Origin of the sequence: Zongyangia acetica (assembly GCF_038739695.1) — a bacterium.
In the GTDB taxonomy this organism is placed as follows: domain Bacteria; phylum Bacillota; class Clostridia; order Oscillospirales; family Ruminococcaceae; genus Zongyangia; species Zongyangia gallinarum.
Genome location: NZ_JBBEWN010000005.1, coordinates 1 through 21,261 on the forward strand (window position 1 = coordinate 1; position 21,261 = coordinate 21,261).

Below are 21,261 nucleotides of genomic sequence, written 5' to 3' on the forward strand. Positions count from 1 at the left end.
GCCGTGTCTCAGTCCCAATGTGGCCGATCAACCTCTCAGTCCGGCTACCGATCGTCGACTTGGTGGGCTGTTATCCCGCCAACTATCTAATCGGACGCGAGCCCATCTCTCAGCGGATTGCTCCTTTGATCATCTCCCCATGCGGGAAAATGATGTCATGCGGTATTAGCGTTCGTTTCCAAACGTTATCCCCCTCTGAGAGGCAGGTTGCTCACGTGTTACTCACCCGTCCGCCACTAAGCTAAGCCAGAGTCCCCCCGAAGGGTTCTTCCAAAATAGCTCCGTTCGACTTGCATGTGTTAGGCGCGCCGCCAGCGTTCGTCCTGAGCCAGGATCAAACTCTTTATCAAAATGGTATCTAAAGCGCTCTCGCGCTTCAAATCACTTTAACAAAGCTCTTCCAAGCTTCTTTAACGCTACACTAGCTTGCTAATGTTCACGTCCGTAGAATTACTCTACTCAAATTCGTTTCCAAGGGTCTTTGTTCTTGGTTCAAATGTTGTTCAATTTTCAAGGTCCGCCGCTGAGGTTCCCCTCAGCCAGGACTTATATTGTACCACATTTCCTATGCGGTGTCAATATATTTCCCAAATCTTTTTTCGCTATCTCAGCTCTTTTCCGGCCTCCCGGCCCTCTCTCCGAGACAGCTTGTTTATTTTAGCATAGCTTGTTTCGGTAGTCAATACCTTTTTGGCCAAAAATTTGATCTTTTTTTCAAAATCTTATCTTTCTCTCGATTCTTCCTTATTTTTCTCCACTTTTTATCCCATGATTGCATATCTCTTGCTTCTCGTCAAGGATTTTCTCTCTTGTAATCAGGCAAGTGAATGGTTATAATTGAACTAATCCCTATATAATATTAGTAGATTGCCACAAGACGGAGGAAATTATGCCAATCAATATTCCTGACGGATTGCCCGCGCAGGCCGTACTAGAAAGTGAAAATATCTTTGTCATCAATGAGCATCGCGCTACTCATCAGGATATTCGGCCGCTGCGCATCGTGATCCTCAATCTGATGCCTAAAAAAATTGAAACAGAAACACAGCTTCTGCGGCTACTGAGCAATTCCCCGATCCAGGTGGATATTGAGCTCCTGCTCACTGCTTCCCATGTTTCTAAGAATACCCCCAGCGAGCATCTGCTCAAATTCTATAAAACCTTTGACGATATCAAGGACGAGCGTTTTGACGGTATGATTATCACCGGCGCGCCGGTAGAGCAGATGGATTTTGAAGAGGTAGATTATTGGCCGGAACTTTGCCAGATTATGGCTTGGAGTAAAACCAATGTTTATTCTACCTTCCATATCTGCTGGGGTGCCCAGGCTGGACTTTACTATCATTATGGTATTCCCAAGCATCCCCTTCCACATAAAATGTTTGGTATCTTTCCCCACACTACCTTGGTGCCTGACCACCCTCTGCTCCGAGGATTTGATGAGCGGTTTATGGCGCCTCATTCCCGCCACACCACCATTCTGCGGGAAGATATTGAAAAGCATTCTAAGCTGGAGATTCTAGCGGAGTCGGAAGAGGCTGGTATTTATATAGTAGGAAAGAAAAACGGACGTCAGTTTTTTGTCACCGGACATTCTGAATACGACCGGGATACCTTGGCCACCGAGTATTTCCGGGATGTGAATCTGGGGTTGCCGATCCAGGTACCGAAATATTATTTCCCTGGCGATGACCCCCAAAAAACGCCGTTACATATCTGGCGCGGACATGCCAATCTTCTTTTTTCCAACTGGCTCAACTATTTTGTCTATCAGAGCACTCCCTTTGACCTTTCAAAGATTGAAAAAGAGATATAATCCGCAGGAATTTCTATAGGCAGAGGGCAATTCCCCTCTGCTTTTTATATCTATTCTAAATGAGGTGATCATGATGGAGCCGTTGCAACACGCTTTTGGGCCTGTCCCCTCCCGGCGGCTGGGAAATTCTTTGGGACTGAGCCCCATTCCGCCTAAAACCTGCAACTATTCCTGTACCTACTGCCAGCTGGGCCGTACCAATCATATGACCGGCAGCCGCCAGGCGTTTTATCCGGTGGAAGAAATCATCGGAGAATTCGAACTGTATCTTAAGGATGCGGATAAATTTGACGTCGTTACCATTGTCGGGGAGGGAGAACCTACCCTTTACGCTGGGCTGGGGGAATTAATCGATCAGGTAAAACAGCGCACAGATAAGCCGGTGGCCGTCATCACCAACGGCGCTCTGCTCTGGGATCCCCAGGTGCGGAAAGAGCTGGCGCAATGTGATATTGTCCTCCCCTCTCTGGACGCTTGGGATGAAGAAACCTTCCGGGCCGTCGATCGTCCCTTGGGATCCCTGGACTTTCAGAAAATCCAGCAGGGCCTTGTGGATTTCTCCCATGAGTATACCGGACAACTCTGGGTGGAAATTATGCTCTGCGGAGGCGTTAACGACAGTCAGGATTCTATTGATCACTTTGCCCAGATCCTTCAAAAGATCCGCTATGACCGGGTGTATATCAACACCCCAGTCCGTCCCCCGGCTGAACCGGATGTTCGGGTCGCTTCCCCAGACTCTATTCAATACGCAGTGGAAAAGCTGGGTGCCATCTCCATTGATATGCTCAGCGCCGGGTCCTTCTTCAGCGAGATCCCAGATGATTATGAGGCCATCCTTTCTATTATTGCCCGGCACCCTATGAACCAGTTTGAGGTGGCAAGTTTTCTGGAAAGCCGCTGTGTCTCCAACAAGAACAGTATCCTCGACAAGCTGCGGCATGATTCTCGTGTAGAATGTGTCGATTATAAAGGAATTCTTTCTTTCCGACGCAAATAGACTTACTAATTGTATAAATTATATCAAATAATACTAAAAGGATGGTAAATGTGGAAGATTCTATCAAAAAAGTAGCGGCAATCCACGATTTATCGGGATTTGGAAGGGCGTCTCTCTGTTCGATCATCCCCACCCTATCCACAATGGGCGTACAGGTCTGTCCCCTGCCCACAGCGATCCTCTCCAATCATACCGGCGGCTTCGACCACTACAGCTTTGTGGATCTCACCGATTCTATGGAGGAATATATCGATCACTGGAAGCGGCTGGGACTTCATTTCGATTGTGTCTACTCCGGATTTCTGGGCTCCACCCGGCAGATCCATATTGTGGCCGATTTCATAGACTATTTTGGTACTCCGGATAATTTGGTGGTGGTAGATCCTGTCATGGGGGATAATGGCTCACTTTACAGCTCCATGACCGAAGAGATCATCCCTCAGATGAAAGGGCTGATTGCCAAGGCGGATATCATTACCCCTAACTTCACCGAAGCCGCCTTTTTATTGGGAGAATCCTGCAAAGACAGGATCAGCGATGAAGAAATCAAGCAGTGGTTGCTCCGTCTCAGCGAGATGGGGCCGGATGTTGTCATCATCACCAGTGCTCCGGAGGAACAGTCTTCCGGCAACACCAATGTAGTGGCCTATGACAGAAGAAATCACGCCTTTTGGAAGGTGGGATGCCGGTACATTCCCGCCTCCTATCCCGGCACTGGAGATACCTTCGCCAGTGTTGTTATCGGGAGCCTCCTGCAGGGAGACAGTCTGCCCGTCGCCATTGACCGGGCTGTTCAGTTTATCTCCCAGTGCATCAAAGCGAGCTATGGTTTTGATTATCCCAAACGCAACGGTGTTCTTCTGGAAAAGGAGCTAGGTATTCTAAAGATGCCGGTGCTCATCAGCGGGTATGAGATGCTGTAATCATCCATTCCACAATACAAATCTAAAAAGGGACAGGGAGTGCCTTCAGGCACTCCCTGTCCCTTTTATCCTGTATAGGTTTTCGTCTTTACATTATATTTCCCGGAAGTGTCCTGATCTTCCTGTCAAAATCGGCAATTTTGGTCCTTCCCAAGAGGGTGGCCCGCATCACTGATTTTTTCCCATATTTCTCCCGCACATGATCGATGCTTTTTTCCAGCCTTTCGATCTTTTCCTGTGCGTAAGGGTCCTGTCCCAAACAAGTTTGCCCGCAAAATATGTCATCCGTTAGCTTACAAGCCCGGACGCCCACGGCACGGATGTCCCGGTTCCAGCTGTAATGTTCCTCAATGAGCCGGGTGGCCGTCTTGGAAAATTCCGCCACTGTACGCTCTGGTGTAAAGAAGTGGCCGCTGTATTCCCATACCTGTAAACTAGTATCCTTTACATGGGCCGTTACCACAGAGGCCTTGCACTGATGCCTGCGCAACTCTCTGCATACCTCTTCACTAAGGGCCAATACTACCTTTTTTACTTCCTCCATATTTTCCAGATTGGCGGTGCAGGTAGTACTGCGTCCGATGCTTTTAATCGGCGGTTCATATCCTACAGGAGTGACAGGGCTTCGGTCCTCCCCCCTGGCGTATAGCCAAAGCAGCTCCCCATTTTTTCCCAAAAGTCGTTTCATATAACTGCAATCCGCCGCTGCTATATCCCCGATACAGGAAATCCCCACACTCTGTAGACGTTTGTCCGTATGATGGCCCACTCCCAGCAGATCGGCGGCCGGAAGGCCCCATATTTTTTGGCGGAAGTCCTCCCGGGAGATGACGGTAACCGCATCCGGCTTTTTTAAGTCACTTCCCAATTTGGCAAAAATTTTATTGAAGCTGACCCCCACCGAAATGCACAGTCCCGTTTCTTTCTTTACCGTATCTTTGATCTGATAAGCGATTTCCTCCCCGCCTCCAAAAAGCCGCTGGCTTCCTGTCACATCTAGCCAGCATTCGTCAATGCCAAAAGGCTGCACCAAATCGGTATAACGGCTGTAGATTTCCTGTACCATTTTGGAATAGCGCAGGTATTCCCTGGGATGGGGCGGTACAATCACCAATTCCGGACATTTGCGGCGGGCTTGCCATACCGGTTCTCCGGTGCGGATGTCAAACTGCTTGGCCAGTTCGTTTTTTGCTAACACAATACCATGGCGCTCGTCCTCCCTGCCGCAGACCGCCATAGGAATCTGCTTTAAAGATTCATTTTGTACGCATTCTACCGAGGCATAGAAATTGTTTAGATCACAGTGAAGAATGACCCGTTCCATAAGATCACCTCGAAAAAACATTCGTTTTCTTTATTATATATCTGAACGCATGTTCTTGTAAAGTCCCTTTCCTAAAAAATAAAATCTATTTCTAACAATAGATTCTTTAAAGCCTTCCGATGTCATATATCGGGAGGCCTTTTTTCATCAGAGCCAAAACAACTTTTTACTACATACTAAATTAATAACATGTCAATGACCTGGAAAAATCCTTAGATTTTTATTGCAACAAATTGGGAATGCGAAAAGCATTTAATTTTAAAAATGACGATGGTTCAATCTGGATTCAATACCTTGAGGCCGCCCACGAGCAGTTTATCGAGTTATTCCCATCCAAGAATATTTCGCAACAACCCGGCCAGAGTTTTTTCCATATTTCTCTTCAAGTGGATGATCTGGATGCGGTACTGGCTGAACTGAAAACCCGCGGTGTGCTGTGCTATAACGGTCCAGAAGGCGCTCTTGCCAAAGATAAGCCACTTGATACCGCTTTTGTCGCCTGTTGTAACTCAAAATGCGCTTGGCTCCAGGATCCCGATGGAAACTTTATTGAATTTATGGAACTAACCGATAGGAGTGTTCACCGTCATTTTAAGGACAACGATTAAAAAACTCTTCCTTTAAGGGTTTTCCCCAGATATTAAATTTTATCACCTACAGTAAAGGCCGTTGGCTATAGCCAACGGCCTTTACTGTTATTTACACCTTATAAATAATATTTTCACATAGTAACTTCTTCTATTTTTAAGACTGTTTTAATTGCTCTGAGAAGAAAGTGAGGGTTGCGCTTCAAATGTCAACGATAGCTGAAGTATTTGATTATTTCGAATAATTTCGACTTTTACAGTATCGCCTGCACTGTGATGCTTCTTAACAGCAGAGAGCTCTTGCATTGAGGTTATATTTGTCCCATCCATTTTGACAATCGCATCACCACTTTGTAATCCTGCTGTTTCAGCTGCACTACCTTTATCGACCGAATATACATATACCCCTCCATGCAGCCCATTTTGCTGAGCAAAGGCTTGCGGAAGGGTTGCTGCTGTGATGCCAATGCATGCCTTATTGGTCACACTTTTATTAGTCATAAGATCCTTGGCAACCGAAAAGGCATCATTGATGGGAATTGCAAATCCGAGTCCTTCCACAGGATTCGTGGCATAACTGGAATATTTAGCGGAAACCACCCCAATTATTTCGCCATACTCATTTAAAAGAGGGCCACCGGAATCTCCCGCATTAATAGAAGTATCCACTTGAATCATTTGGTAGGGAACTCCCGAAATATTGATCGTACGATTTGCACAGGAGATAATTCCGCTGCTCATTGAAAAGGTAAGTTCTCCCAATGGATTTCCAATGACAAGCGCAAAATCTCCTACGTTCACTCCAGAGGAATCACCTATTGTAACCGCAGATAAACCGTTCGCGTTGATCTTTAATACTGCAATATCGTAATCTGTATCACTGCCTACAACTGTAGCATCATAAGTAGAACCAGAATAAAGGGTGACCTTAATATTGTTTGCTCCATCAACTACATGTGCATTTGTCATGATGTAACCATCATTGGTGATAATAAAGCCAGAACCAGAGGAAGCATATGGAACCGACTGGCCGAAATAGTTTGTAGTAGCTCCGGAACAGTTGATAGATACCACACTGTTGACATTTGCCGCATAGACTTCAGCCGTTGACATCTTCATTGAGCTGTCAACTGCTTTTACGGATACCTGCTGCACGGTACGGCTACTCAGATTAACCTGCGCTGCGGTTCCTGGAATTTTTCCAGCTCCATATAATATTCCCGCACCTAGAATTGCTCCAGCCAAAATATAGCACATAGCGATTTTCATCTCTTTAAATCCAGGCTTCCTTTGGGCTACTTTACCATCTATCCCGCCTTCGGAGGATACCACAGGAATTTCGGGTATTTCTCTCCAATGGGTTAAAGAGGCGTTTTTTCCATCTTGTTCAGGTGCAGTACCCTTGAAATTTTTAAAACGTTCATTCCATTTGTAATCGTTGCCTAACATCTAAAAACACTTGCTCATGGTGCTTTCTGTTTCCCGGATCTCCTCGCTGATCCTGTTGTGCAGGTCCAGCGGGATTTTACAGGTCACGCCCTTGGTTTCCAACGTCCATCGCTCCTTTGCTTGGTTCTTTCCCTTTCGGGCAACACAAGCATATCCGAAGAGCGAAGAGAAAGCTATTACCAAGACCAACAACCTTTCAGCCAAAGCAGGGGCAACAAACGTCACAAGCAATAACGGCTATGTTGGGGGCTGCTTTGGGGGATTTTACTCATCATCCATGAGGGTGTTGAGGAAGCCCAGCATCTCCTGTGGGATGGTTTCCTCCGGCTGCCGTACCGGCTGGGAAGGGACAGCCTGAAGTTCTTCCCGCAGGATGCGGCGCAGGGTGGACTCCAAGGCGTCCTGCCTGGCGCTGTCCAGAATCGCTTTCACCAGAAAGGCGCTTTTCTGGCCTTCCGGCACAGCCTGCAGCAGAGCCCATGCCCGGCGGTGGTCCTCATTCTGGAGGTTTGGGCGGAACATAAAAAGGGGCCTGCTCATCCCTGGCCCACACCGCCCGACAAACGCCCCAAAATCCGCTCGAATCCTTCGGCGTTCACACGGTCGTCTAAAAGGGCAAAAACCCGACACAGGCCGTCCTGGGGGGCGACGTTGCGCTTGACCACCGCTGCGCCGCCGCCCAGCATCACCACCGGGATGGCCTTGAGGTCAAACCCCGCTTCCATAGCCGCTGAGAGAAGGCGCTCGGTGTAGAGGCGGCCCTGCTTTTGGATGATGCCGCGGGCGTCCTCGTCCATGCTGCAGGGCTTTCCCGCCAGCACCCGCTCCACCTGGGCGTCGGTAACGGACAGCCCCACATCCCGGCGAACCTGTTCTTTCACCTCGTCGATGCAGCGGATCATCCCCAGTTCCAGGCTCCGGCAGGTGGCGGCGTTGGGAACATTGTTGTCCAGCCGCATCAGGTCCACCGTCCAGCCGCCGATGTCCATGAGCAGGACGGAGGGTTCGTTCTGGAGGAGTTCCGGATGGATCATCAGGGCGGAATACCCCTGTGGGAACAGCTTCACATCCTCGATGGTCACTTTGTAGGGGATGCCCTCGAACTTGAAGTCTACCGGCTGGGAAGAAGGGCGAAGGTACTCCCGGAAAGACTTCTTCTCCCGGCCAAACCCGGCCAGAGGAAGGCCGGCTGCGATGGTGACGGAACACTCCGTCTTGGCGCCCCGCTGCTGGATTTCTTTGGCGATGGCCGCAAGGGTCAGCAGGTAGTAGTTCTCGTTCTCCATCTTGTTTCGCAGGATCGGCTGCCTGCCGGTCCCGCACACGAAGAACTTTCCACCGTACTCCAGCGTGTTCTGAAGAGTGTAGGGTTCATGGGAATAGGCGGTGATACCGGCTGGGAAAGAAAAATGCCGGGTCTTGATGGCGTAGTAGCCATGGTCGATGCCGATGTTCATGGTTTTGCTCATCCTTTCTTGGCTGTTGCCTAAAACTTGGTTTCCTGCTGGTTAAGAGCGAGGCATATCTTGTTCTTTCCCAGCTGGTAAAGTATTTAGGGGGGAGAGTGTGAGAGGGGGGGAGCGCAAAAAACTCCCCGGCCTGCCAGCCGGAGAGTTCCTGAAAAAGGGCGCACTACCCCCTTGTATTTTGAGGGCTTGATTTTGTGCCGTTTTGGGCTTTCGTCAATCTATCTATGAACCTGCCGGAAACTTCTACACATTTGACAACGGGGAAAAGATCCGCAGAACGCAAAAAAGCGGGGCCTCCGACCTGAAAAATCAGGCGGAAGCCCCGCTTGTGGGGTTTCGCTGCGGATTTTGCCTTGGACATCCACGGTAAAACCGTTTTGCGGATTTTCCGTCCAAAAGCCCGCAAACCCGCATGAATACTAAGAAAAAAGGGTTGACATCTTTTTTGTCAACCCTTCATGGGAAGCGTTGACAAAAAAGATACCAGCTGAAAATGAGACTTCTGGATTCAGAAGAGATTCATCTTCGTTTATATAGTATGATCTTCTGATTTTTTTGGAGGTCTCATTCTTGAGTTCCAAATTCCGAGTTATGTTATTAATTACAGAAATTAGTCCGCAAGTAGTCGTTTAAAATTATGATAAACAATATACGTAATATTTTGTACCCCAAGAGTATCGCTGATTAGGTCATACGTTGATTGTAAGTCTGTGGGAGTATACCTTTTGGTGCCGATTTTTGAAAATGGGCCATCACTTTCAACGAGTAATCTTTCCATTGGAATCTGTGATAATATTTTTTGGCCGTTAGTTGTTGTACACATACTAGAATTAACTGAAAAATAGTATCCTGCATTTAAAAAATGGTGCATTATTCCAACATTGCCGGAATACCAATGGATAATTGCCTTAGAAACTTTGTGTCTCAGCAAAATTCTGAGCGTATCATATTCAGCCATCCTCGAATGAACACTTAAAAGTTTATTTTGTTCTGCAGATTTACGACAAATAAAGTCGAAAATATTAAGCTGCTTTTGCTTTGTACCAATGAACCTCTTAGAAAAGTCAAGACCAACCTCTCCGATATATTGTGTAGTAGACAGCCCATGTAGAAAGGCGCTTTTAGAAAAATTGACTTCAGAGCTTTGTTGAGGATTATATCCCAATGCAAATTTAACAAATTTGGTTTCGGGATACAGTTTTCTGCAAGAATAGTATACTTCAGGAGAATTTGTTACGCATAAAGTGTATTGCTGCAATTTATTAATTTGATCATACCAATATTTATGATTTTTGTAGTAATCCAAATGAAAATGTGTATCAATTAGATGCATATTCTATCCCTATCATTCGCATAAGATCCTTGTCCCTTGAAAAAAGTTCCAAAAGATCGCTAATAGTCGCTTTGTATAGCCTTAGAAAGGCTAATGACTCTTCCTTCGACAACTGTCCTGTTTGTTTAATTCGTTTTAGTAGCGCTTGATCCGTAGATTTTACTGCCGCGCTGATAGAACTCAGAAGGTCGACCAAATCTGAACGTCTTGAATCCGTTGCAGACAAAATATAGTCATATGAAAGAGCATTAAATGTGTAGTGTTCGTTTGGGACTATCACGTCGAGAAGTGAAGATTGCCGAATTAGACATGGATAACAATATCCGCAATTTTCTGGTTGTGATTTTCCGTGCCAACGCGTATTACAAGGGTGTGAGCATGATATTGTTTTAGACACACAATCAAGAAAGCCTTTGGTATCTTTATGCTCTTGAATCATCTCACGTTTAGTCATAAAAGCATAGGGGTTAATTATTTTGTGACTAATCCCCAACTGTAAAAAAAGCTGATTCAGCATTTTCAAAAAATAGGGATGCGTTGTTCGGGTGCTACAGCTTCCTTTTCTCCCTGGAGTTAGAGGAAGATTAAGGCCAATAAATCCGTTTTCAGGTATGTAAACGGGTGTATTAGCTCCTATTGCTTCAGCGACACAAATCGCAGCGGCTAAGAATAAGAACGATCTACTTCTGCTCGTGTTTTCTGCCGGTAATTTCTCAATTCCTAGTGGCTTATATGCTTTTGCGGTAAACGTAAATAGCATTTTTGATGTTTCTGGAAAACTTTCATTAAAGTGATGTACTATTTCGTTTTGTATCTGTTCAAGTTTTCCGAATTCCTTAAACCCGACAAATATAACGTTTTTGCCCTGTGACAACAATTCATATGCGCCACAATATGAGTCCAACCCTCCTGAAAGAAGGGATACTGCGTCATATTCTTCAAGAGATACTAATTTTTGGGGAGGTCGTTTATGATTATCTTGGTAACGATTAGTAGGTTCACATTCTCTGAAATCAATTGTCCAAATATCTCCCGAAAGAAATGAGAGCATTTTTTCTAAGCTGGTACGCACTGAATTCCAATGAGAATATTCTATAACCGGAATAGAAAGATGTAACTTACGCGTCCATCCATCGGACGAAAAAGAACGAGATATTCTTTTATCTGCTGCAAACACAGATAATGCGAGAATATATAAATCTTCGCAGATTGGCGATACACTCTGAATGCCAAGTTTTCTGTACCATCCATCACGTATATTTGACGCAATAAGTCCGCCTTTTCCAGGAACATTTAAATTAAATGTAATTGCGTCATTGAAATAAGTACTTTTTTCTTTTTCGATACATTTGTTAATCCAGATTTTCATATGAATCACCATAATATAGTTCCATCAGTTCAAAACCCTTTTTTAATATATCTTGAACTATGGTTTCATTCGAAAGGTTATGTGGATTGATTGAGGCAAGAATCTCACTAGTTAAAGTAAGTTCCATGGTATAGTAAATATAGTCTTGCATTTCTGCAATACGCTGATTTGCTTGAACAATATTAGGGCATTTATTCCGAATTTGCTTATCAAATAATTGTGCAAATTTTAGCTTTGCAAATTGACATACCATTTCCTTAATAAATCCATTAATTTCTATATTATTTAAATCTTCAATCTTTTGAATATTAAGGACAGAAAGGGTTTCAGAAATGCAATCTAAAGCAATAGCATCGTCAATGGTTTCGCCATTGTTAGCAAAATGAAGAGTCAATTCGTTTATTGCATCCTCTGGATCCATGGCTAGTATATCTTCTCGTCCAATGTCTCGAAGAGCGGTGGCGTAACCATTGGAACTGCTATTTGATGCAAAACTTGCAAATCCAGCGAAGACGTGGGCAACCCGGCTATTGGCATATCCTTCGGTGTTTATAGCCTTGGCATATTTTGATGCAGCAGCGCTCTTTACGGCACTTGATGGATTGTTAATATACATAGATACTCCTCGTTTTGCCTGTGCCCAGTGAGGAGTAGACGGGGCAATATATCCTTTAGATGTTCCCATTTTTATCTCCGATCAACAGCCTTAGCAGCAAAATTTCCACTTGCAATTTGTGATTTAATTACTTGCGAAATCTTTTGGCTTTTTTCCAAATCATCAAGTAGACTACTAATTTGTGTAGCATTCGCACTATACATTCGGGTAATATGTGGTACCGATGACGGGCCAAAAAATGAGTTAGGCTTTGCTTTCAGCGCGTCAACTATATCTGATTGGTAATCTGGGTATTCTTTGTACACTCTGCTAATCATGCTTAGATTTATTGTATCAGACTTAAAATGAACCAACACAGCATCGCATATCTTGCGTTGAGATTCGGGTTCCATATCCTTAAGTTCTTCTAGGCGAGCATCTTCTTGACCTTGTAGACAGTTTTGAATTGCAGCCAACATTTTTCGTTCCGCTTCATTAAACGAAGCGGATATAGTTTCTGTACTAGATAGTGATTCTCTAGATAGATAGAAGTACTTGCTTAGGTCCATTTTATAAAGATTCTTAGGTTCACTTTTGACCCAACGAATAACTCTTGGATTTTTCCAGAGTTTATAATTTTCGTTGAGTTCTTTATCATTATTTATACATGTTTCCACTTCTTTCAGCTGCTTTATTTCACCGTCAAATTCACTATTCCATTCATAGAGTTTTCTAAATGCTTTTATATCAATTGTTTCCAATGCTAAGAGCTTTGCCATAACTGAAAGATCAATTTCTGCTCCGAAATAAAGAGAAGCAAGATTCTTTCGAACAAAAAATGTGTTAAGAAATCTTTTTGCCTGACGTGGGTTTCCTTTTAGACTGCTTGAAACAGCGAAGCTGATTTTTGATATAATGGAGGCATCTTCCTCTAAACTCGTTTGATTGGAATTTGCTTTAAATGATCCACCTGTTTCTTTAATTATTGATTCAATGACAGTGTATGTAAGAGATTTGTCTGCAAGCATAAGTTTTTTATCATATAGTGTCCGAATTAGCTTTTCAAAGCTTTCTGTTTCCAAGTGCAATTGACAGATTAAAAGCAGTAGATAATTCTCAATGTCTTTTGGAGATAGTTCTGGAATTTTAATAGGCAATTGAATTATCTTCTCAATATAATCTGTAGATACAGCATATCCATCGTTTTGTGGATATTTAATGTTTACTGCATATTCAATGATTCTCTGATCTACGGCAACAATAAAAGTGGTTTTCTTTACAGATAAGAATAGCTTTATTGCTTCGAGAGTATCAATTATTCGATCCGGTGTACACCTGTCTAAATCATCTACAATAACAACAAGTGTTTTAACGGAAGTAACCTCCGCTAACATTTTTTCAAATTCAATTCTGAATTTTCTAACATTTTCTGTTTGCGTTTCAGAATCGCCTGCAGCTTTTATATAATCATTTTTAAATGTCTCCAATTTAGAAATTATATCATCTGGATTAGATAACTCGGCAGAAAGATTGACTGCTATTGGAATAGGATTACCAGTCAATGCAGTGACCACATATGGGACTCCTTTAAACAATATGTTTTTGCCAAGTTTCAGAAAGTCAATGCGAGACAATAAACTTTTAATTTTCTCTCCAGCCTTTTCAAAAAATGTCTCATTGCTTTGCAATGATTTTAATAGAGATTCCATGATGGCAACCTTTGCATCTTCGTATCCTTCAAATTGCCATGCATTCAATGAGATACAAACAATATCTTTGGTGTCGTGATCTATATTTTGTTGGATTAGTTGTAGTAGAGAAGACTTTCCCGCACCCCAGCTGCCATATAAGCCTATTGTTAAGGGAGTTAGTTCTGGTTCTTTTATAAAATTAACAATTGTGTTTGCATATGGAGAGTAGAACAACATATCAATATTAGATGCATTATCTAACCACATTTTACGCCCTCCAATAACATTATTCTTTACAAGACCTCGCAGTTATGCCAATTCTTGATATCTTAAAGTTAGCGCGAATCTATCATTTCCCGCAAATGGAATGATTCTTTCAAATATTACTTTTATTATACCACAAATTTCCCCATTTCTCAACGAGAAAAGCAGGCACAGAGAGACACCGGCAACGCCCAAGCTGTCGGCATTTCTCTGTGCCTGCTTCTTAGTGAAGGGGCTGGGTAATTTCAAACCCACCAACGAAGCGGATGCAAATCTCTTCTTTGGAGAGTACGGTTACTCGTTCAATCACCCGGTACACCAGGGTGTCGGAATACTCCGTAAGGTCGAGATCTTCTGCGGAGATGAGTTCCATGATTTCCTTGACTTTGTTTTCTCGGCCCATATCCTGCTGGGCGTCCAGTTCCGCACGTTTTTTCATTTGCCTCAGCTGGAGCATCTCATCGCTGATTTGCTTGATCCGCAGATCCACGATTTCACTCCCATCCATCGCAAGCAGCCGGTCCAAGTCCTTGTCCAGTTCATGGAGCCTGTTTTCTATCACAAGGGGATTGGTTGCCTCGTTTTCTCCATCGATGCAGTGTGCAAGTGCTTCCTGCAGGGTGGCTGCCATTTCTTCCCGGTGGCCTTGAACCAGGGAACGAATGGCTTTCAGAATAGCGGAATAGAGTTCATCCTCCTTGAGGCTGGGGGAGTTCTTACAAACCTTTGGCCCGCATTCCAGCCGGTTGATGCATCGCCAGACGATTTGCTTCCGTCCGTGGATGCTCCATGTCACCCTTCGGAAGTAGCAGCCGCAGTTCCCGCAGACAAGTCTTTCCGAAAGGGCGTATTTGCTGGTAAACCGCCCACGGTTGGTTTTGGCTTTCTTGGCATTGGCGGGCTTTTTACTTTTCCTGCGGGCGATTTCCTCCTGGATTTGGTAAAACATTTCCCTCGGGATGATGGCCGGATGATTGTCCTTGATGTAGTACTGCGGGAGTTCTCCATTGTTCTTCTTGACCTTGCCTTCTATGAAATCTGCCGTGTAGGTTTTCTGCAGTAGGACATCACCCATGTACTTCTCATTCTGCAGGATGCGTTGGATGGCTTCCGTGCTCCAGTTTTGATTGCCAGTGGCGGTTGGAACGCCCATGCTCTCCAAGGTTTCCTTTATGGTACGCAGGCTATCGCCGTTTAAGTAATTCTGAGCGATCAGCCGGATGATCTTCGCTTCTTCAGGCACGATTTCCGGCTCACCATCCGGCCCTTTGCGATAGCCCAGGAAATTTTTATATCGGAAACTGAACCGGCCCTGCCGGTAGCCCATGCGGATGCCCTTGGTCACGTTGCCACTGATAGATTCACTTTCAGCTTGGGCGAAGGAACTCAGGCAGGTGAGGATCATTTCGCTGTTCATATTCGAGGTGTCAATGTTTTCTTTCTCAAAGATGACCGGAATGCCCCAGCTTTTGAGGATTCGCACGTGCTTAATGCAGTCCAGGGTGTTACGGGCAAAGCGGGAAATGGATTTCGTCAGGATGAGGTCAATTTTCTTCTTCCGGCACAGTTCAATCATTTTGTTAAATTGCTCTCTTTTCTTGGTGCTGACGCCTGAGATCCCATCGTCCGCAAAAATTCCGGCCAGCTGCCAGCCCTCATGATGGGTGATCTTATCCGTGTAATAGGCCACCTGCACTTCAAAGCTGTTCTGCTGTTCTTCTTCCTCGGTGCTGACCCGGCAGTAGGCAGCCACCCGTAGTTTCCGTTTTCGCTTTCGCAGGTCACCCAGCAGAGGGTCCGCCGGGATTTCTGTAACTGTTTTTTGTGCCATGGAGATTCTCCTTTCAAACCACGATATCGTTCAGCAGACGAAGCTGTACAGATGCGTCCGGCTGCAGAATCACCTGTTTCACAGCCCTTTCAAAAAGTTCCCGATCCAGGGTCGTGTCATTGCTGTGTGCCTGAAAGAGGGCTTTCAGGGTAATGGTCAGATGGTCTGCTTCCTTGATGGAGCAGGTTTTGTATTTTTCAGCGGCACACTCAAGAATGAGAGGGAGCAGTTCATTCGGATCCACCTCCCGCTGATTCATAGCCTGATTGATTTCGTTGGTTAACCTGGCTGCTTGTATTGATAAACTCTCCGCAGATTCCTTTGCTGGTTCCACCATATGAGGATTTAGGCAAACTGCAAGAAACCTTTCTGCAACGGCTTGAAGCAACGTATCATCAGGGATAGGGCCAAGACGTTGTTGGCAGCATTTGCAGTCCCAAAAAGTCCGATGAGGCTTTTTCCCATTTCGCTTCAGTCTACTTCCGCAGTATGGGCAGGTCATTCTTTTTTGGATAAACGGTGTTTGGGAGCGAGGAGAAGCTTTGCTCTGTTTCAAATCAGCTACCTTCATGGCAATCTCCCTTTCCACAATCGGCGGATACTGTTCTCCGTCCCAATACCTGCTGTTGTCCAAAATTCGGGATACCATATTTTTGTTCCAAGAGGATGCATTCTCTCGGAACTTCAAGCCTGTTTTTTCTGCCATGATTGACAGCTGTTGGAGAGAGGCTCCATCAAGGTAACGAGTAAATATCTGCTCAATAAGGCGCCTTTCTTCAGGCAGCACAGTATAAGTCCCGTTTTCCATCCGATATCCAAAGGGGCAACTCCGTATCTTTTTCATGTCTATCGCCTCATTTCGCAAAGAACCAGCCCATTGGAAAGGACAAAAGAGAACTTTTCAGAATAGACGGTAATCTCTTTTATCATGCTCTTAAATATAGAAGGTTCAAACTCCAGCATGGGTTGGGCATCATCAAGAAGATCCAGCAATAAATTCGTTTGATCGATTGTTTCACTGACACGGTCTGGCTCTTGAAGCTGGCGCAATTCAAACCGTAGTTCTTCAATCAGTTTATTATTGCGGTTGCTACGCTCTATAAAAATGGCAGGGTCAATGCACCCTTTGGCCTGTAACCTGGAGAGTGAATGATTCTGCCTGGCTAAGTCGGAAATTTTTTGATTTAGGTCTACGATTTCTGGCCTTGCAAATGTGGTCTTGCTTTGAAGTTCTATCAGCTGTGCCAGCATTACTCTTAAGATGAGATTTTTATTATCCAGCAGCTTGTTGTACATAAGCAGAAATGTTTGGTACACTTCGCTTTCTGCCACTACCTCCATGACGCAAAGGCTTTTGTCCTTTCGGTGCTGATAACAGCACCATCGAGCCCCCTCTTTTTTAAGATGACGCTGAAATGTGCTGCCGCAAAATCCGCATTTCATCATATGGCTCAAAGGGAAGCCACCGGGTTTAGGCTTTGCTGTATGTGTAGCGGCACGCCTTTTCATCAGGCGTTGAACAGCTTCGAACATTTCTAATGGTATAATCGCCGGATGGGAGTCTTTTACATAAAATTGCGAGAGCTGCCCTCGGTTGCGAATGTTGACCAAGGGCAGCTCATTGGGGGTAAATGTTTTTTGAAGCAACGAATCACCAATATATTTTTCATTCGATAAAATGTAACGAATCGATGTGCGATACCATCTTGTCATTTCCTTTCGGCTGTACTTTACTTCCTGATCATTTAAGAAGGTAGCAATCTCATCCATACTATGTCCGGCAAGATAGCTGGAAAAAATATACTGTACTATAGGAACCTCTTGGGGATCTGGAACCAAGACTCCATCTTTAAGGAAATATCCAAGTGGCGCATTGCAGGTAATAAAATCGCCGGATCTCATCCGGCGCCGGTAACTCCATTTCAAGTTCTTCGATATGGAGAGGGATTCTTCCTGGGCGGCAGAGCCCAAAATACTCAGCAGCATCTCGCTGCCCATATTCCCAGTGTCAATGCCCTCTTTTTCAAATTCCACCGCCACGCCAAGCTGCTTGAGTTCTCGCACGGTCTGAAGGCAGTCGAGGGTATTTCGTGCAAACCGGGAGATGGATTTAACAAGGATACGATCTATTTTCCCAGCACGGCAGTCGGCAAGCAGGCGTTGAAAATCGTCCCGCTTGTCGGCTGTGGTGCCGGAAACCGCTTCGTCAGCATAAAGGCCGGCAAACTCCCATTCGTCTTTGGATTGGATGAAGTCGGTGTAATAAGCTACCTGGGTGGCAAAGGAATTCAGCTGGTCGGCTGAATCGCTGCTGACACGGGCATAAGCGGCAACCCGCAGCTTTTTGGCTTGCTCTGAGATGGGTTGAATCACTCTGACCTGCGGCATCTCTGCCACCCCCTTTCCGGCTGGACATCTTTTTTGTCACACCCAACACTACCACAACCGGCATGGGATAGCTATTACGACAACCACTAAATACTGAGCTCAGAGACTCCGTACTTTTCGGCAATAGCAACATTGGCTTGCTGACAGTATTCTGCTGTGATTTTTCCCTGCTCCATCAACTTTTTCAGCGTGGAAAACAGCACAAAGTATTTAATTTCCTTGATCACCTTTTCGCACGGTAGCGCCGGAGTAAAAACAGGATCCATGGTAGGCTCACCATGGAAGCCGGAGCCCTTTTTGGGCGGCTCTCCTGAGAAAATGTTTTTCCAAGCCTTTGATGTAGAGTTCATACCGCAGGTCGCTTTCGGTGGTGATCAGCACCGCATTGTGGTCCTGCAGGAACTCCAATATCTTCATAAGGATAGCGGGGTCATGGCTTAGGCGGGTGAGGTCCTGCACAAGGACAGCTTGGGCAAGGCCGTCTTTCACGGCCCGCATCATCTGCTTCAGGCCCATTCTGGCCATGCTCTTGCCGGAACCCATATCCTGCGAAGTGCCTGCGACAGTGTATGCTCTGCGCTCCGCTTCATCCAGCAGGTTTTGCATCTGCTGGAACAGCACCTTCAGATGCTTGTCGCTGCTACGGCTGTACAGCCACATGGGGCGGTCTGCATATGGAAAACTCACCGTGCATCGCCCCCTTTCCTCTTTGAGGGCGGCTTTGGAGACAGCGGAAGGGAAAGCGCAGAGGCGTCTTTGGCGTGAACGTGTACCTTCTGTTTTAGAAATTCGGCCAACACAGGGAGGATCGCACCGAGCTCCCTGCTAAGATGACGGAGGCTGGGCATCATCACCGCACCCACCCGTCCTTCATGGACAGCCGCCAGCATTTCCTGAACGCCGGGCCGCTCCATGGGCGGAAGCTGTCTGCTGGAGTCAGTAGAAACCCCGGCAACGACAAGGCCATTTTGCTGGGCCGTATGTTTCATGGCCTCCACGCTCAAATCTCTCCACTCTGCTTGCTCGGAGCTCTTGGAGCTGGCGTAGAGCCAGACTTTTTGCTCTATTGGCACAGTGGCTGTTCGGAAATAAACTGCCACCTTCATATTTTTCTTGTCCATCTATGGCAACTCCTTTATGGCATAAAATAATCCGGGCCTTTCTTTGCCCGGATGAAGTCCTCCACATCTTCTATTTTGCTCGTGATGCGGATCGGTGGCAGGGTTTCCAGCACAGCTTTATGGTATCGCCCTCCGGGGGCGGCACGGTGGTCCAGGATGCTAACCACGCAGGTGTCGGTCTCCGTGCGGATGGCACGGCCAAACCCTTGTCGGAGTTTTACCTGCATATCGGGTATCACCACAGTTTTAATGTAATCCTGCAGGGTGGGGTACTGCTCCCGTTCCGCTTCGCTCAGTGGGTCCGGGACGGGGAAAGGCAGCCGCACAATGATCAGCGACGACACCATATCTCCGGGAAAATCCACCCCTTCCCAGCAGGAGCCCGCTGCGAACAGCACAGCGTTTTGAGCCTGCTTGAAGCGATAGATGATATCCTGGGAATGCCGCCAGACCTCCATCAGCGGGAAGGCCATCCGGCCCTTCACCTGGTTGTAGACAGCGCCCATGAGAGAATAGGAAGTAAACAGCACCAGTGTGTGGCCATGGGTAGCGTCCACCAACCTGCAGATCTGTTCTGCCAGACACTTGGCCTCCATTTCGCTGCCCATTGGCGTTTTCGGCAGGTTCCCCGGAATGTAGAGAATGCAGTTTTCCTGGTAGTTGAAGGGGGACTCCGCAATGAAATCCTCCAGCCGCTGGCTTGAAGGCAGCCCCATGCGCTGCTGGGTCCGGTGAAAGCTGCCCCCGGCCATGAGGGTGCCGGAGGTAAGAATGGCGGGAATGTTGTTATGCCAGAGCGCACGGTTCAGCTGCTCCGGCATCTGCCGGCTGGCGGCGCAGAGGCTGGGACTGCCGGTTCTGTCGTATTGGATGTAAAGGATATAGCGGCGATCTCCCGTGAAGAACAGGTTCAGCGCCTGCTCTGTTGTTCCCAGCCGGTGAAGAATCCACCGTGGCAGGTGGGGCGCCAGCTGTTTTTGGAGCAGCCTGAGAAGGGAGAGGCAATCCCGAAGGGCCGCTTCCCGTTCGGCGGTCAGCACGAAGGCAGTGCGCTGTGCTTCCTCCAGCAGCTCACCCCGGCACAGGGCGCCCATCAGCGCCCGGAACTTTTCCCGCAGGTTCTGCGCCGCAAGGATATATTTCTCCTTTGTGAGCAGAGCGCAGAGTTCATGAAAATCCTCCGCCGACAGGCTCTGCCCGTACATCTGGCGGGCGGCATCCGGCAGCTTGTGGGCCTCGTCGATGACCAAAGCCCGGTAATCGTTCAGAAGGGGCCGCAGTTCCTGAAGCCGATGGGCTGCATCGGCCAGCAAATAGTTGTGGTTGCAGATCTGGACGAAGATCTCTGCACTTCGGGACTCTTTCAAATATTGATGGTAGCGGCAGCTGTTCCGCAGCCGGCAGGTTTTCTCGCAGACCTTCGGAACGCACACCTGGCGGCGGTCAAAACCGCTCAGGCCGGTGACAGCGTCCAGGTCATAATTGCTTTTAAGGGAGAACAACGCTTTCCGCTGTTCCTCGTTTTTGTTCTTCCCCTTGACGGCCTCCAGCCGCTGGGCGAGACGGGCGTCGCAGACGAACCGCTCCTTCCCCTTGCGAACCATGGCCCGAATGGGCTTCGGGATGATATGGTTTTCTAAAAAGATGCGGGATAAGAATGGGATGTACTCTCCGATGATGGCGTCCTGCAGGGCCACACTGGAGGTGGAGACCACCACCGGCTGGGAACCGGCAGGCCCGGATGGATAAAACTTTTTCAAAAGGATGCAGGCGGTCAGGTAGGCGTATGTTTTCCCGATCCCTACCCCTGCATCGCACAAGGCAATTTTATTGTGGAGCAGGGTGTCCAGCATGGCATGGCACAGGGCGATCTGTTCTTCCCGCACCGCCAGCCCGTTTTGAGGCAGAAGGATGCGGAAAATCCGCTCGATTTCCCCATGGGCCTGCTCCTTCAGGTCTATGTTCATATCGGCACATTCTCCTTGGTGCGTTGGCGGCAAACTGATGCGGCGCAGCGAAAACTGCGCCGCACGGATTTACCGTCAACGACGACAATCTGAATTGATGGTTCATTGATGTGATGTGCCGTATTTGCAACTCG

General features: G+C 46.7%; 19 protein-coding genes and 1 rRNA gene. 4 read left to right on the forward strand and 16 right to left on the reverse strand.

The features are described from left to right. A 16S ribosomal RNA gene (locus WGC32_RS05650) occupies positions 1-350 on the reverse strand; the annotation flags it as partial. A 539-nt stretch (positions 351-889) separates the two neighbouring features. On the opposite strand from WGC32_RS05650, the gene metA reads away from it, so the two are divergent. From metA to WGC32_RS05665, 3 genes are all read left to right on the forward strand, one after another. Then, entirely contained in the window at positions 890-1,816 is a 927-nt protein-coding gene (gene metA / locus WGC32_RS05655; RefSeq protein WP_191510562.1) for a homoserine O-acetyltransferase MetA, read from the forward strand. A gap of 73 nt (positions 1,817-1,889) precedes the next feature. Then, entirely contained in the window at positions 1,890-2,816 is a 927-nt protein-coding gene (locus tag WGC32_RS05660; protein ID WP_342680981.1) for a radical SAM protein, read from the forward strand. A 41-nt stretch (positions 2,817-2,857) separates the two neighbouring features. Beyond that, positions 2,858-3,739: a pyridoxamine kinase gene (locus WGC32_RS05665; protein ID WP_462933622.1), complete on the forward strand. Its 882-nt coding sequence runs from the start codon at positions 2,858-2,860 to the stop codon at positions 3,737-3,739. Between the two features lie 88 nt (positions 3,740-3,827). Here the strand turns inward: WGC32_RS05665 and WGC32_RS05670 are convergent, their stop codons facing one another. Further along, a complete protein-coding gene (locus WGC32_RS05670; protein WP_342680982.1) occupies positions 3,828-5,063 on the reverse strand; it encodes a DNA polymerase Y family protein in 1,236 nt (411 codons plus the stop codon). Between the two features lie 200 nt (positions 5,064-5,263). Here WGC32_RS05670 and WGC32_RS05675 point away from each other — a divergent pair, with 200 nt between their 5' ends. Further along, positions 5,264-5,671: a VOC family protein gene (locus WGC32_RS05675; RefSeq protein WP_191483249.1), complete on the forward strand. Its 408-nt coding sequence runs from the start codon at positions 5,264-5,266 to the stop codon at positions 5,669-5,671. 147 nt (positions 5,672-5,818) lie between these two features. On the opposite strand, the gene WGC32_RS05680 is transcribed toward WGC32_RS05675, so the two are convergent. From WGC32_RS05680 to WGC32_RS05745, 14 genes are all read right to left on the reverse strand, one after another. Next, complete coding sequence (locus WGC32_RS05680) at positions 5,819-7,099, reverse strand: S1C family serine protease (protein WP_342680983.1); 1,281 nt, start codon at positions 7,097-7,099, stop codon at positions 5,819-5,821. Between the two features lie 264 nt (positions 7,100-7,363). After that, on the reverse strand, positions 7,364-7,621 hold the full coding sequence (locus tag WGC32_RS05685; protein WP_342680984.1) for a plasmid segregation centromere-binding protein ParR: 258 nt from the start codon (positions 7,619-7,621) through the stop codon (positions 7,364-7,366). A 14-nt stretch (positions 7,622-7,635) separates the two neighbouring features. Then, the gene (locus tag WGC32_RS05690; protein WP_462933623.1) at positions 7,636-8,556 is read right to left on the reverse strand and encodes a ParM/StbA family protein; all 921 of its coding nucleotides are present in this window, start codon (positions 8,554-8,556) and stop codon (positions 7,636-7,638) included. Positions 8,557-9,178: 622 nt separating this feature from the next. Next, positions 9,179-9,901 carry a TatD family hydrolase gene (locus WGC32_RS05695; RefSeq protein WP_087255549.1) on the reverse strand — a complete coding sequence of 241 codons (723 nt, stop codon included), beginning with the start codon at positions 9,899-9,901 and terminating at the stop codon, positions 9,179-9,181. Further along, entirely contained in the window at positions 9,888-11,270 is a 1,383-nt protein-coding gene (gene qatC / locus WGC32_RS05700; protein WP_158099359.1) for a Qat anti-phage system QueC-like protein QatC, read from the reverse strand. The genes WGC32_RS05695 and qatC overlap by 14 nt, the downstream gene beginning before the upstream one ends. Next, positions 11,254-11,955, reverse strand: a complete 702-nt coding sequence (locus WGC32_RS05705) for a hypothetical protein (RefSeq protein WP_143482884.1) — start codon at positions 11,953-11,955, stop codon at positions 11,254-11,256. The genes qatC and WGC32_RS05705 overlap by 17 nt, the downstream gene beginning before the upstream one ends. 2 nt (positions 11,956-11,957) lie before the next feature. Further along, positions 11,958-13,823, reverse strand: a complete 1,866-nt coding sequence (locus WGC32_RS05710) for a KAP family P-loop NTPase fold protein (protein WP_087255542.1) — start codon at positions 13,821-13,823, stop codon at positions 11,958-11,960. A 220-nt stretch (positions 13,824-14,043) separates the two neighbouring features. Further along, positions 14,044-15,651, reverse strand: a complete 1,608-nt coding sequence (locus WGC32_RS05715; RefSeq protein ID WP_342680986.1) for a recombinase family protein — start codon at positions 15,649-15,651, stop codon at positions 14,044-14,046. 13 nt (positions 15,652-15,664) lie between these two features. Next, positions 15,665-16,495, reverse strand: coding sequence for a recombinase family protein (locus tag WGC32_RS05720; protein WP_342680987.1), 831 nt, complete (start codon positions 16,493-16,495; stop codon positions 15,665-15,667). A 2-nt stretch (positions 16,496-16,497) separates the two neighbouring features. Continuing rightward, positions 16,498-18,039, reverse strand: a complete 1,542-nt coding sequence (locus tag WGC32_RS05725; protein WP_342680988.1) for a recombinase family protein — start codon at positions 18,037-18,039, stop codon at positions 16,498-16,500. Between the two features lie 86 nt (positions 18,040-18,125). Beyond that, positions 18,126-18,305 carry a hypothetical protein gene (locus WGC32_RS05730; RefSeq protein ID WP_342680989.1) on the reverse strand — a complete coding sequence of 60 codons (180 nt, stop codon included), beginning with the start codon at positions 18,303-18,305 and terminating at the stop codon, positions 18,126-18,128. A 7-nt stretch (positions 18,306-18,312) separates the two neighbouring features. Further along, on the reverse strand, positions 18,313-18,726 hold the full coding sequence (locus tag WGC32_RS05735) for a recombinase family protein (protein WP_342680990.1): 414 nt from the start codon (positions 18,724-18,726) through the stop codon (positions 18,313-18,315). Continuing rightward, positions 18,723-19,160 carry a recombinase family protein gene (locus tag WGC32_RS05740; RefSeq protein ID WP_342680991.1) on the reverse strand — a complete coding sequence of 146 codons (438 nt, stop codon included), beginning with the start codon at positions 19,158-19,160 and terminating at the stop codon, positions 18,723-18,725. Before WGC32_RS05740 ends, WGC32_RS05735 begins: the two co-directional genes overlap by 4 nt. Before the next feature lie 14 nt (positions 19,161-19,174). Then, a complete protein-coding gene (locus tag WGC32_RS05745; protein ID WP_342680992.1) occupies positions 19,175-21,127 on the reverse strand; it encodes an ATP-dependent DNA helicase in 1,953 nt (650 codons plus the stop codon). Between the last annotated feature and the right edge of the window lie 134 nt (positions 21,128-21,261).